Annotated in this window: 13 protein-coding genes; 10 read left to right on the top strand and 3 right to left on the bottom strand. The window is 45.9% G+C overall.

Annotated elements, in window-relative coordinates:
- Position 1: 1 nt before the first annotated feature.
- Positions 2–313, bottom strand: coding sequence for a PepSY domain-containing protein (locus HR45_RS15940; RefSeq protein WP_241461146.1), 312 nt, complete (start codon positions 311–313; stop codon positions 2–4).
- Between the two features lie 192 nt (positions 314–505).
- Here HR45_RS15940 and HR45_RS19125 point away from each other — a divergent pair, with 192 nt between their 5' ends.
- Positions 506–1291 (top strand): choice-of-anchor H family protein, encoded by a 786-nt coding sequence (locus HR45_RS19125; protein WP_162180662.1) that lies wholly within the window; start codon positions 506–508, stop codon positions 1289–1291.
- Positions 1292–1329: 38 nt separating this feature from the next.
- Here the strand turns inward: HR45_RS19125 and HR45_RS15930 are convergent, their stop codons facing one another.
- Together HR45_RS15930 and HR45_RS15925 are read right to left on the bottom strand one after the other, a co-directional pair.
- Positions 1330–3246 (bottom strand): S9 family peptidase, encoded by a 1917-nt coding sequence (locus HR45_RS15930; RefSeq protein WP_052074798.1) that lies wholly within the window; start codon positions 3244–3246, stop codon positions 1330–1332.
- Positions 3247–3335: 89 nt separating this feature from the next.
- The gene (locus tag HR45_RS15925) at positions 3336–4463 is read right to left on the bottom strand and encodes a methyltransferase (protein ID WP_037445111.1); all 1128 of its coding nucleotides are present in this window, start codon (positions 4461–4463) and stop codon (positions 3336–3338) included.
- Positions 4464–4583: 120 nt separating this feature from the next.
- Here HR45_RS15925 and HR45_RS15920 point away from each other — a divergent pair, with 120 nt between their 5' ends.
- The 9 genes from HR45_RS15920 to nqrF all read left to right on the top strand — a co-directional run bounded on the left by HR45_RS15920 (position 4584) and on the right by nqrF (position 12640).
- Positions 4584–5210: an alpha-ketoglutarate-dependent dioxygenase AlkB family protein gene (locus HR45_RS15920; RefSeq protein ID WP_156104091.1), complete on the top strand. Its 627-nt coding sequence runs from the start codon at positions 4584–4586 to the stop codon at positions 5208–5210.
- 75 nt (positions 5211–5285) lie between these two features.
- Complete coding sequence (locus HR45_RS15915; protein ID WP_037444945.1) at positions 5286–5585, top strand: BolA family protein; 300 nt, start codon at positions 5286–5288, stop codon at positions 5583–5585.
- 59 nt (positions 5586–5644) lie between these two features.
- A complete protein-coding gene (luxS, locus tag HR45_RS15910; protein WP_037444940.1) occupies positions 5645–6154 on the top strand; it encodes an S-ribosylhomocysteine lyase in 510 nt (169 codons plus the stop codon).
- A gap of 629 nt (positions 6155–6783) precedes the next feature.
- Positions 6784–8118 carry a Na(+)-translocating NADH-quinone reductase subunit A gene (locus HR45_RS15905; protein ID WP_037445105.1) on the top strand — a complete coding sequence of 445 codons (1335 nt, stop codon included), beginning with the start codon at positions 6784–6786 and terminating at the stop codon, positions 8116–8118.
- The gene (locus HR45_RS15900; protein WP_037444939.1) at positions 8115–9314 is read left to right on the top strand and encodes an NADH:ubiquinone reductase (Na(+)-transporting) subunit B; all 1200 of its coding nucleotides are present in this window, start codon (positions 8115–8117) and stop codon (positions 9312–9314) included. Before HR45_RS15905 ends, HR45_RS15900 begins: the two co-directional genes overlap by 4 nt.
- Positions 9307–10092: a Na(+)-translocating NADH-quinone reductase subunit C gene (locus HR45_RS15895; protein ID WP_037444938.1), complete on the top strand. Its 786-nt coding sequence runs from the start codon at positions 9307–9309 to the stop codon at positions 10090–10092. The genes HR45_RS15900 and HR45_RS15895 overlap by 8 nt, the downstream gene beginning before the upstream one ends.
- Positions 10092–10724 carry an NADH:ubiquinone reductase (Na(+)-transporting) subunit D gene (locus HR45_RS15890; RefSeq protein ID WP_037444936.1) on the top strand — a complete coding sequence of 211 codons (633 nt, stop codon included), beginning with the start codon at positions 10092–10094 and terminating at the stop codon, positions 10722–10724. The genes HR45_RS15895 and HR45_RS15890 overlap by 1 nt, the downstream gene beginning before the upstream one ends.
- 5 nt (positions 10725–10729) lie before the next feature.
- The gene (gene nqrE / locus HR45_RS15885; protein WP_037444934.1) at positions 10730–11338 is read left to right on the top strand and encodes an NADH:ubiquinone reductase (Na(+)-transporting) subunit E; all 609 of its coding nucleotides are present in this window, start codon (positions 10730–10732) and stop codon (positions 11336–11338) included.
- 45 nt (positions 11339–11383) lie between these two features.
- Positions 11384–12640 (top strand): NADH:ubiquinone reductase (Na(+)-transporting) subunit F, encoded by a 1257-nt coding sequence (gene nqrF / locus HR45_RS15880; RefSeq protein WP_037444932.1) that lies wholly within the window; start codon positions 11384–11386, stop codon positions 12638–12640.
- Positions 12641–12711: the final 71 nt, after the last annotated feature.

Below are 12711 nucleotides of genomic sequence, written 5' to 3'. Positions count from 1 at the left end.
CTTAGTTTACCGAGCCAGTAACAGCATTGACGCTGACATAGATGATACGACCATCATTGGTCACTAACTTAACTTTAAAGGCAGGATCGCCACCCATTTTATGGCGGCTGACTTTCAACACTCTACCGCCATAGCGGCTTTTGGCTAACTGTGCGGCTTGGTTGCTATTGGTGACACTCAGCTTTTGTGATTGTCGCTGGTGGTTACCTTTATCGTGTTTAGCATAGGAAAAATTAGGTTGCAGCAGACACAGTAACAGCACAGCTATTAGATAGCTGAATCGGGTGGGATTTTTAAAAAAACGCTGTGTCATAACCAAGGCTCTTAAAAGATTTAATATCAGTGTAAAAGATCCTGCGAGAGGATGAAATCTTTCCAGGTAGTGAATCCTTGCCCTGCCATTATTCGTCAGCAAGATGAACATCGGCTGAACATTTTCATTCATCTTTTGTTCATTAGCTCAAAGGTTTAATGGTCCTAAATCTCAGATAAGAGGGTAATGGATATGAAAACATTAGGCTATGCTGCAATGCTATTGCTGAGTATCTCATGGGCACAAGTTGCAAATGCCACAGAGCAGGCATCGGTAAACATTATCGAGTATGGTGTTAATGGCGATAAAGCCAATGCTGAGCGTGAAAAAACATCGACCCAGCTGCAGCAGCAAAGCTCAGCAGCGGTTGTGCTGGAGTCAATCAGTCGCGACGCTAAGCAACGTGAGATAGCGGCGAAATCGGGCACTGCGGATAAATCCAAAGTGCAGTCAATATCCAGCCAGACCTTACATAGTTATTATCACGAATTTTCCTTCTACAGTGCCGACACGTATTTACTCAGTGACGACAACTATGACGGCTTTTATCACTCGTTCTCGATAAACTTTGATGCTGACGTTTATGGTGCATACGTGGATGAGCAAGTGCCCGTATATGCGGTGATTTATACCAGCAGAAATGGCGGTGATTGGGTTTATCTGCATACCACAGACGTGTTTTATCTGCAGGGTGAAAGTGCCTTTGATAGTTATGAAGTCGTGACGAGTTTGGACACTGGTTATCCCACTGATCACTACGACATTCTGATTGATCTGTATGAAGTTGGTTATGACGACATCGTTGCCACTATCAGCAGTGACGATACTAACAGTCTGTATGCATTGCCATTGCAAAGTTACAACCGCGATCAAGACTATGGTTATCAAGAAACCGTTGTGGTGGAGGGTGGTAGTCTGTCACTACTTGGTCTGTTGGGATTGGCGTTTGTGGTTTGGCGCCGACGTATACATGCCTAACATAAAAAAGCCTGACATGACGTCAGGCTTTTTTACTATTACAGATGTTTATCGAGAAATTCATCTATAGCTTTAAAGGTTTCCATTCGGCCTTCTGCGTCATCGAGATAGTGGGTCATGTTGTCGATTTCGACATACTCAATATCGATTCTGCTTTTGGCCTTACTGTAGAACTCTTCTGACTGGTGATAACTCACCTGAGTATCTTTAGTGCCATGGATCAGCAATATTGGCTTCTTGATTTCGTTGATATGATAGGCGGCAGATACTTCAGTCAATTTATCTACAGTATCCGAGTCTTCATCCGGCACTATGTTCTTGATAAAGTTATCATCGCGACGCTCATGTTCGACCAAGTCCTTTAAATCTGCGATACCAGCAATGCTGATATAACAATCGAATTTATCAGGTCGCTGAAATGCCTCAGTCAATGCGACATAACCTCCATAGCTAGCGCCAACAAGACACGATTTATGCTTTGCGACCGGATAATTGGCTAGCACGTAGTCGGTGGCATCATCGACGTCACGCTGCATGCGTTTGCCCCATTCAAAGTAGCCTGAAGTCTCATAGTGGTTACCAAAGCCTTCTGAACCGCGGAAATTGACCTGCATCACTGCATAACCTTTGGCGGCAAAATATTGCACAAAAGGACTGTAGTATTTGGTGTCGCGTGATGTGGGACCGCCGTGTGGAAACACAATGAGTGGTGGGTTTTTCACGCCATGTGGCAAAGTTAAATAACCGTTCAGCTGCATGCCATCACTAGCGGCAAACTCAAATTTTTGCGGTTCCGCAAGTTGGGTCTTAACGAGATTTGGGTAACTGGCGAGCCAAGCTCCTGCTTTTTGCTGGCGCAAATCGACGTAGTAATAAACGGGGACGCGTTCGGGTGATTGTGCGCTAAACATAAAGCGCTTTTGGTCTTTGGAACTGGTGACAATATATACCTGCGCCTTTGGTAACAGATTTTGTGCGACAGTGGTCAACTGATCTTGTTGCTGGTTGAAAAAGTACTGACGCTCGTAGTCATCGTAGTAATAAACGCCAACCACTTTGCCTTCGTTGTCGTGAATAACCCCCGCAACATCGTATTTAGGATGACTGAACAGCTCCTTTTCAAACTCATTGGTTTTGATGTTGTAGAGCCATAAGGCTTGGCGCGCATTTTCGCGGTCACTGATCACATAAGCATGAACGTTATCATCGCTAAGCGCCACAATATCAAAGGTTTCACCTTCACCTAGAATGCGGCTGTGGATTTTCTTCATTGGCTCATCAAGCGAGTCACGATACCAAATGGTTTTTTCATGCTTCTCGCTGCCCTTGAGCTTTTCGATTTTGACACCAACCCGAATGTTGCCCTCTATATCGGTCCGCAGCGAATCAAGCTTTTCTTCATTGGTGAAATACTTTTCGTAAGTGCCGTTCTCTAGGGTTACTTTGAACAGTGTGTAGTAATCATCACGCTGGTCATAAGTGCTCACGAGGATGTGTTCCGGATCATCTCTTAGCGTCGAAGCAAGCGAGTAATTGACGTATTTGAAGAAGGTCTCTTTGCGGTTTTTAGAGTTAGACAGCTCACGAATATCCTTGGTCTTGATATCGAGTCGATATAAACGTTGCACCCTAAAAGTATCGCCTCGGTAATACTCCGGATATGAAGCGCCGATAATAAGATAACGATTACCTGACCATGCCAGGGTTTCAATTCTGTCTTTACCGCGACTCAATTGTGCCAACGGCGTGAACTGAATGGTCGGGAATTTCATCAGCACCACTTGTGGGCCGTCTTTGCCGTTATAAACCGCGGCAATACTATCGCCGTCAGGGGAGATAGTGGGTGATTGCATGATGGGTAGAGTAGCGAATTGTTGGTAGATTTCTGCTGTTTTTGAATGGGCGAAAAACGACATTGCTAGGCATGAAAACAGCAGGATGATGCTTCGTTTCATCAACACTCCTTTGATTACTAAAACGATTCCTAATCAAGCATCATCCTATACCTTTCTTGCACATCAAATAAACAGTTTTTAAGAGGTTGTTACTTAATGCTCCGTAAAATAACAAATTTTTGATTGCTTGCGACTGTGGTGCAGTTACCGAATAGGCGTTTGAGTTTGACGTGGTAGCCTAAGTGGCGATTGCCGACGACTTGTAACATGCCCCCGTCAATAAGGCGTTTTTTAGCGTCCATAAACATTTGCCAGGCGATATGATCGGTAATGGCCTCGCCTTGGTGAAATGGCGGATTACATAAGATCAAATCTGGTGCCTGCTCAGTCGGCAGATGCGTCAGACAATCGTCCCAGTGAAAATGACCTCGATGAGTGTCTAGTTGATTAGCATGCCAGCCTTGTTCAGCACTGCTTACCGCTTCGAATGAATCATCGACAAAATGGATATGGGCCTGCGGATAACGCAAAGCGGCTTGCAGCCCCAGAACACCGTTACCACAGCCTAAATCGACAACATGTTTGAAATTTCCTTCAGGGTAATGCGCTAACATCAAACGCGCGCCAATATCTAGCTTGCTGGCAGCGAATACGTTGGCTAAGCCGATAAGCTTAATTCCATCTTCGGTTTGCCAGCGCTGAATCTCAGGTATTGCACGGCGCTTACCGTCAAACTTGGCACTGATAACACGTGTTTTTTTCCAAGCTAAGCTGGCCGATGCGCTGCCAAAATTTACCTCAATGCTATGAAGCAGGGCTTGGTTAATATTTTTCGCTTTGGCACCGATGAGCAATTGGCTTTCTGGCGCTAGCCACTGAGTTAACATTCGTAGCTGTTCGACAAAGTAATTGAGATTTTTAGGGAGTTTTAGCAGCACAATTGTTGGCGCTGTTACGGGCGTTTGCAGTGGATGCAACCAGTCAATATCGCTTTCACTGAGTTGGTTGTGTTGTAGGTTTTGCTGGCAACCGAGCAAACTGGTTTTGGCATCTGAAAACCATGTTAGATGACAATCAACGAACTGCTTTTTTAACGCACACAACAAAGCGCCAAAGCTATCATTCATTAGCAGCAGGGATTGTTGGGCTACGTCGGCATTTAGCTGTTTTAGCAGATGCTCATCGGCAGCATCCCACGCTTGCAGATTATCGTTTGAATTGGCGGGATAGCGGTTAAGTTCAAGCGTAATATTGTTAAATTGGAACTGGTTGGTCATGGCAAAACGCGGCAAAGATTGAATGGCGCAATTATCGCAGATCGCCTGCGGATTAGCGAATAGCTGGATTTGTCGATAAGCTAATCACCTGTTGTGAAAGTCAGCTAACTTGGGAACCGAATGTCTGCCAAATCGCAAATGCCGTTATTTGAAGACGCGCCGTCTCAGAGCCAAACCGATGTTCCCTGGCAATTGCTTAGCGGCTATCTTTCGTCGAAACAGCAACAACTTCTTTGGCAAGAGGCGGCTCATTTTCCCTTTTCACGCCCTGAATTAACCGTATTTGGTAAGCAGCATGCTATTCCTAGAACGCAAGCCTGGTTTGCGGACGCAGGCTGTGATTATCTCTATTCAGGGTTAATGATCCGTGCCTTACCTTGGCCACATTATCTTGCGCGACTGTGCCAACAACTCAATCAAGAGTTTCAATTACAGCTGAACGGCGTGTTAGTGAATCATTACGCCAACGGACAAGAGAAAATGGGCTGGCACAGTGATGATGAACCCGAGTTAATGCCGCAAAGCACTATCGCGTCGGTGTCTCTCGGCGCTGCCCGTGATTTTGATATTCGTCATAAGCAAAGTGGTGAAAAACATCGCATTGCGTTGGCGGCAGGGGATTTGTTATTGATGCGTTGGCCGATGCAGCGAGACTGGCAACATGCGCTGCCGTCGAGGGCAAAAATAACCGATGCTCGTTTGAATTTCACCTTTCGGCAGATTGTGCCTTTTTATCATCAGCCGTGAAACCGTCGATAAGATTGATCTTTGGCGGAGCACGCAGTAACCTGCCGCAAATTGTCAGCTCAAGTGAGAATCTACATGTCCGTTGCGGCCGTTATCGAGCAGAAATTGCAGCAAGCGCTGCTGCCAGTGCATCTGCAGGTGATTAATGAAAGTCATAATCATCATGTACCTCCGAATTCTGAAACCCATTTTAAAGTGATTGTCGTGAGTGAAGCGTTTGCCGACTTACGGCTGTTGGCTAGACATCGTAAAGTAAATGAAGCTTTAGCTCATGAGTTGGCTAATGGCGTTCATGCTTTGTCAATGCATACATACACGCCCGCTGAATGGCAGTCTGAGCAGCAAGTGCCAGAATCGCCTAAGTGCAAAGGATAATTGAAAATTAATTGTGTTCTTTAGCGTGAATAAAGAACCTTAGAAAGAGGTCTGAAACAATGCCATTGTTAGACAGTTTTACCGTTGACCATACTCGTATGCATGCGCCTGCGGTGCGTGTTGCAAAAACCATGACCACACCGGGTGGTGATACCATTACCGTATTTGATTTGCGTTTTTGCATTCCAAATAAAGCGATTTTAAGTGAGCGTGGTATCCATACCTTAGAACATCTGTTTGCTGGTTTTATGCGTGATCACCTCAATGGTAACGGTGTAGAAATCATCGATATTTCGCCAATGGGCTGCCGTACCGGTTTCTATATGAGCTTAATTGGTGCTCCGACAGAACAACGTGTTGCAGATGCATGGCTTGCCGCGATGAATGACGTGATTGGTGTACAAGATCAGAACGACATTCCTGAGTTGAACGAATATCAGTGCGGAACCTACAGCATGCATTCGCTGGAGCAGGCACAGAGCATTGCTCGTGATGTCATCAAAGCCGGTGTGCAAGTTAACCGAAATGATGAACTCAAGCTCAGCGACGAGATTCTGCAGAAGTTGTAATTTAGCAACATTTTAATTAGCTACTCAGACTAAAGGGTAGCTTTTTTTTGCGCGAAAAAAGCATTAAGTTACTAACATGTAATGAATTGGGATTATTCAATGAAAGTAAAAGTAAAATTTACGTTGGATAACCTCTGCGAAACGGCAAAACGCTAGCAGAAATTGCTGATTTCGAAATATGAATTCTACAGTGATGCGTTGTTTAAAACGCTGAAATAAAATTTCGTAAGTCGCATACGACTTTAGTTGTAGTTTATGCATGCGAAATGGAGGTTGGTGGCACAAATAAGCGCGGTTAGTGCTTAGTCCTGAAGCTTGAAGTGTTTGCTGAATATTAACTGAATTTCTTATAAATCATGCTGTTGCGCCATAAGAATTGGCGCCGATTTTATAGGAAAATCTGTTAGAAGTTACTGATATGTCGAATATTTATGCAGCAGAAAAACACTACAATTTTCGTGGCGATAGCCTGTTAATTGCGTTAGAATGCCGCCGTTCAACGTGATTGCGATCGCATTTCTGAGATAAATCTGCGCTAGCTCAATCAGTAGGGATTTACAACTGTGATAACTGCTAATTGACAGGAACGCGGCGCATTGTCTTTCCTCCAAAACGTAGTGCATGTGGATATGATTACAATCAAGAAAGGATTGGATCTACCTGTTGCAGGTACTCCAAAGCAAGTTATCCATGATGGTCCTGCCATCAAACACGTAGCTACATTAGGTGAAGAGTATATTGGCCTTCGTCCGACCATGAAAGTTCGTGTCGGCGACAAAGTGCTGAAAGGGCAGGTGATTTTTGAAGACAAAAAGAATCCTGGCGTAAAATATACCGCTTTTGCCAGTGGCACAGTAACTGAAATCAACCGCGGCGCCAAACGTGTATTACAGTCTGTCGTTATTGAGGTCGAGGGAGATGATGCCGTCTCGTTTGCTCAATATAACGCTCAGCAGTTAGACACTCTGGAAGCGGAAAAAGTACGGGAAAACTTGGTCGAATCTGGCCTGTGGACAGCATTCCGTACAAGACCTTTCAGTAAAGTGCCAGCTATTGATGCTACTCCCGCAGCGATTTTTGTCACTGCCATTGATACTCAACCTCTCGCAGCTGATCCTCAAGTTGTTATTGCCGAACAACAAGCAGCGTTCAGTAACGGCCTAAAAGTACTGGCCCGTCTTGCAGACAAAGTTTTCCTTTGTAAAGCACCCGGTGCCGATATCCCGTCAGCCAATGCGCAAGTCGAAGAATTTGCTGGTCCTCATCCAGCTGGCTTGCCGGGCACACACATTCACTTCCTGATGCCTGCATCGTCAAAACGTACGGTTTGGAATATCGGGTATCAAGATGTTATTGCCGTCGGTGAATTATTTACCTCGGGTCAATTACATGTAGAACGTGTGTTTGCCATTGGTGGTCCGAAAGCGAAATCACCTCGACTGTTGCGTTCTGTTCTGGGCGCAAGCACAGAAGATCTGGTAGCTGCAGAAAAAGCCGACGGTGTTGTCCGTGTGGTTTCTGGTTCTGTGCTGCACGGTACACACGCACGTGGCCCTCATTGCTTTATGGGACGCTATGCGACGCAACTGACGTTGCTGGAAGAAGGCACTGAGAAAGAGTTCTTGGGCTGGGTAATGCCAGGGGCCGATAAATTCTCTATCACGCGTTCTTTCTTAAGCCATCTGAGCCCGAAAAAGTTGTTCAACATGACAACCAGCACCGGTGGTTCAGAACGCGCAATGGTGCCAATTGGCAACTATGAGCGTGTAGTACCGATGGATATTTTGCCGACCATGTTGCTTCGCGACCTGCTGTCGGGAGACACCGATGGCGCTGCGGCGTTAGGTGCGCTGGAGTTAGATGAAGAAGACCTGGCTTTGTGTACCTTTGTATGCCCAGGTAAGTATGACTACGGCACCTATCTGCGTGATTGCCTCGATACTATCGAGAGGGAAGGTCTATGAGTTTAAAAGATTTTCTTGAACGTATTGAACCGCAGTTCGAAAAAGGCGGTAAATACGAAAAGTGGTATGCGCTGTACGAAGCAGCGGCCACCATATTTTATACGCCGGGGAAGGTCAATAAAGGGGCTACTCACGTTCGTGATAACCTCGATCTGAAACGTATGATGATTACCGTATGGGCTTGCACATTTCCTGCAATGTTCGTCGGTATGTATAACGTAGGTTTACAGGCGCAACTGGCGCTGGCGGCGGGCTTTGGTTCGCCAGACGTTTGGCAAGTGGGTCTGTTCCAATTACTGGGTGGTGAATTGACTGCCAATACTGGTTGGGCAGGCTTAATGTGGTATGGCGCCTGTTTCTTCCTGCCCATTTATGCTGTTACCTTTGCGGTCGGTGGCATATGGGAAGTGGTGTTCGCCTCGGTACGTGGTCATGAGATTAACGAAGGCTTCTTCGTGACTTCTGTGCTATTTGCGCTGACGCTGCCAGCGACAATTCCATTGTGGATGGTTGCCTTAGGTATCAGCTTTGGTGTGGTTGTCGCGAAAGAAGTGTTTGGTGGTACCGGACGTAACTTCTTGAACCCTGCGTTGGCTGGACGTGCCTTCTTGTTCTTTGCTTACCCACTGAATATGTCAGGTGATACCACTTGGGTGGTGGCTGACGGATTCTCTGGTGCTACTGCATTGAGTAAAGCAGCGGCAGGTAACATGAGCTACGCCTTAGACCAAAGCTGGTGGAATGCTTTCTTGGGTATGATTCCAGGCTCCGTAGGTGAAGTTTCTACCTTAGCAATTTTGCTGGGCGGCTTAGTGATTATCTACACTCGTATCGCATCTTGGCGCATTGTCGGTGGTGTTATGGCGGGGATGATTGCGATTTCTCTGCTACTGAATGTAATTAGCTCCGACACTAATCCGATGTTTGCTATGCCGTGGTACTGGCACTTGGTATTGGGTGGTTTTGCCTTCGGTATGATGTTTATGGCGACCGACCCAGTATCTGCATCCTTTACCAACAAGGCGAAATGGGCATACGGCTTTTTGATAGGCGCGATGGTAGTGTTTATCCGCGTAGTCAACCCTGCTTTCCCAGAAGGCATGATGTTGGCGATTCTGTTCGCTAACCTGTTTGCCCCATTGTTTGACCATTTTGTCGTTCAGGCGAATATCAAACGGAGGATTGCCCGTGGCTAAGAATAAGGAAACGTTCGCTCGGACGGTATTTATTGTTATCGGCTTGTGTTTTATCTGCTCGATCTTCGTATCGACCGCCGCGGTGTTATTAAAACCTACGCAGCAAGAAAACAAGTTACTCGATAAGCAAAAATACATTCTTGAAGCTGCTAACCTGATTGACAGCAAGTCTCAGGTCAGCAAAAAAGAGATTTTGGCAACCTATGAGAAGTTCGTAGAAGCCAAAGTCATCAACTTAAAAACAGGCGAAGAAGTCGCAGGCGTTGATGGTGATACTTATGATCAACAGAAAGTATCACGCGACCCCGAAACATCTTCTAAGCCTGAACATGATATTGCCTCAATTAAGCGTGTAGCAGATAACGCTGTTATCTATCTGGTACATGATGAATCTGGCAAGCTTACCAGTGTTATTTTACCCGTCCATGGCTATGGTCTCTGGTCAACTATGTATGCCTTCTTGGCTGTTGAGCCAGATCTGAACACAGTGCAAAATTTGGTGTATTACAGCCAAGGTGAAACGCCAGGGCTGGGCGGCGAAGTTGAAAATCCAAAATGGAAAGCCAAATGGCATGGTAAGAAGCTATTTGACGAGCAAGGCAACATCGCAATTACTGTGACGAAAAACCCTGCAGTAGCAGAAACACCTTATGGTGTCGATGCACTGTCTGGCGCCACGCTGACCAGCAATGGTGTCCAACATACACTGACCTTCTGGTTGGGGAATGAAGGGTTTGCTAACTTCATTAAGAAAGCACGCAATGGAGGATTGAGCTAATGGCTGAAGCTAATGATCTCAAACAGGTTCTTACTGGACCTATTCTCAGCAATAACCCAATTGCGTTGCAGGTACTGGGGATTTGTAGTGCGCTAGCGGTAACCAGCAAAATGGAAACTGCTTTGGTAATGGCTCTGGCACTGACTGCCGTAACAGCCTTTTCCAACCTATTTATCTCACTTATCCGTAACCATATTCCAAACAGCGTGCGGATCATTGTGCAAATGACCATTATTGCTTCGCTGGTAATTGTGGTGGATCAGTTCCTGCAGGCCTATGCCTACAACGTTTCGAAACAGTTGTCGGTGTTCGTTGGGTTGATTATTACCAACTGTATCGTAATGGGACGTGCTGAAGCATACGCGATGAAGTCACCGCCAATGATGAGCTTCATGGATGGTATCGGTAACGGTCTGGGTTATGGTGCGATTCTGCTGACAGTTGGCTTCTTCCGGGAATTACTGGGTAGCGGTTCACTGTTCGGTGTGCAAATTCTGCAGAAGATCTCCGACGGTGGTTGGTATCAACCAAATGGTCTGTTGCTGTTGCCGCCAAGTGCCTTCTTCCTGATCTCTTTCGTGATTTGGGCGCTGCGCACCTACAAGCCTGAACAAGTAGAAGCGAAAGGATAAGCATAATGGAACATTATATTAGTTTGTTGATCCGTTCTGTTTTCATTGAAAACATGGCGCTGTCCTTCTTCCTTGGTATGTGTACCTTTTTGGCGGTATCGAAGAAAGTCGATACAGCCATCGGTCTGGGTGTTGCGGTTATCGTGGTAATGAGTATCTCTGTACCCGTAAACCAAATTATCTATCAAGGGCTGTTAGCGCCTGGTGCTTTAGACTGGGCAGGCTTCCCTGATGCAGACCTGAGCTTTTTGAAGTTCATTACCTTTATTGGGGTGATTGCGGCACTGGTACAGATTCTGGAAATGGCTTTGGATAAGTACTTTCCACCACTGTACAACGCGCTGGGTATCTTCCTACCGTTGATTACCGTGAACTGCGCAATTTTTGGTGCGGTGTCTTTCATGGTGGAACGCGATTACACCTTGGGTGAAAGTGTCGTATTCGGTTTCGGTTCTGGCGCTGGTTGGGCGCTGGCAATTGTGCTGATGGCGGGTATTCGTGAAAAACTTAAGTACGCAGACGTCCCTGCTGGGTTACGTGGTTTGGGGGTTACTTTCCTTACCGCGGGTCTGATGGCCTTGGGCTTCATGTCGTTTTCCGGTGTATCTCTATAGTAGATCAGCGAAAACACCCTATTTGGACCTTCTAAGGATAAGTTAATGGATATTCTTGGTATTTTTAAGTCCACTCCACTTGAGGTTTATCTCGGTGTGAGTATGTTTACCGCCATCGTACTGGTGTTGGTGTTAGTGATTTTGTTCGCTAAGTCTAAGCTGGTATCGGAAGGCGATATTACAATTTCAATCAATAACGACCCTGACAAGGCAATCACTACCCAAGCGGGTGGCAAGTTGCTGGGTGCGTTAGCCAATAATGGCATCTTCGTATCATCTGCCTGTGGTGGTGGTGGTTCGTGTGGCCAATGCCGTGTGATTGTGAAGTCTGGTGGCGGAGATATTCTGCCGACAGAGTTAAACCACATTAACAAAGGTGAAGCTCGTAGCGGCTGCCGTTTGTCTTGTCAGGTTAACGTAAAATCTGACATGGACATTGAGCTGGATGAACACATCTTCGGTATTAAGAAGTGGGAATGTGAAGTTATCTCTAACGATAACAAAGCGACCTTCATTAAAGAGCTGAAGCTACAAATCCCTGATGGTGAGTCTGTACCTTTCCGTGCCGGTGGTTATATCCAAATTGAAGCGCCAGCACACCACGTCAAGTACGCTGACTTTGACGTACCGGAAAAATATCGTGGCGACTGGGAACACTTTGGTTTCTTCAAACTTGAATCTAAAGTTGACGAAGAAACCATTCGTGCATATTCAATGGCGAACTACCCAGAAGAGTTTGGCATCATCATGCTCAACGTACGTATTGCGACACCTCCGCCACGTAATTTGAGTTTGCCTTGCGGTAAGATGTCATCTTATATCTGGAGCCTGAAAGCTGGTGATAAAGTGACTATTTCTGGCCCATTCGGTGAGTTCTTTGCGAAAGATACCGATGCTGAAATGGTCTTCATCGGTGGTGGTGCTGGTATGGCACCAATGCGCTCGCATATTTTTGATCAGCTTAAACGTATCAAAACTAACCGTAAGATAAGCTTCTGGTATGGTGCTCGTTCTAAGCGCGAAATGTTCTATGTAGAAGATTTTGATGGCTTAGCAGCAGATAACGAAAACTTTGAATGGCATGTTGCCCTCTCTGATCCTCAACCAGAGGACGATTGGAATGGCTACACAGGCTTTATTCATAATGTGTTGTATGAGAACTATCTCAAACAACACGAAGCGCCGGAAGACTGCGAGTTCTATATGTGTGGACCTCCAGTGATGAACGCAGCAGTTATCGCGATGCTGAAAGATTTAGGTGTTGAAGACGAAAACATTCTGTTGGATGACTTCGGCGGCTAAACAAATAAGCAAGAATATCGGCACAGCATTCGCTGTGCCGTTTTTTGTCACCCTTAAACCACCTCCTATGG

It is taken from the genome of Shewanella mangrovi, assembly GCF_000753795.1.
GTDB classification, from domain to species: Bacteria; Pseudomonadota; Gammaproteobacteria; order Enterobacterales; family Shewanellaceae; genus Shewanella; species Shewanella mangrovi.
The sequence above is the reverse complement of the archived record's forward strand: the minus strand, read 5'-3'. Positions and strand labels throughout refer to the sequence as shown.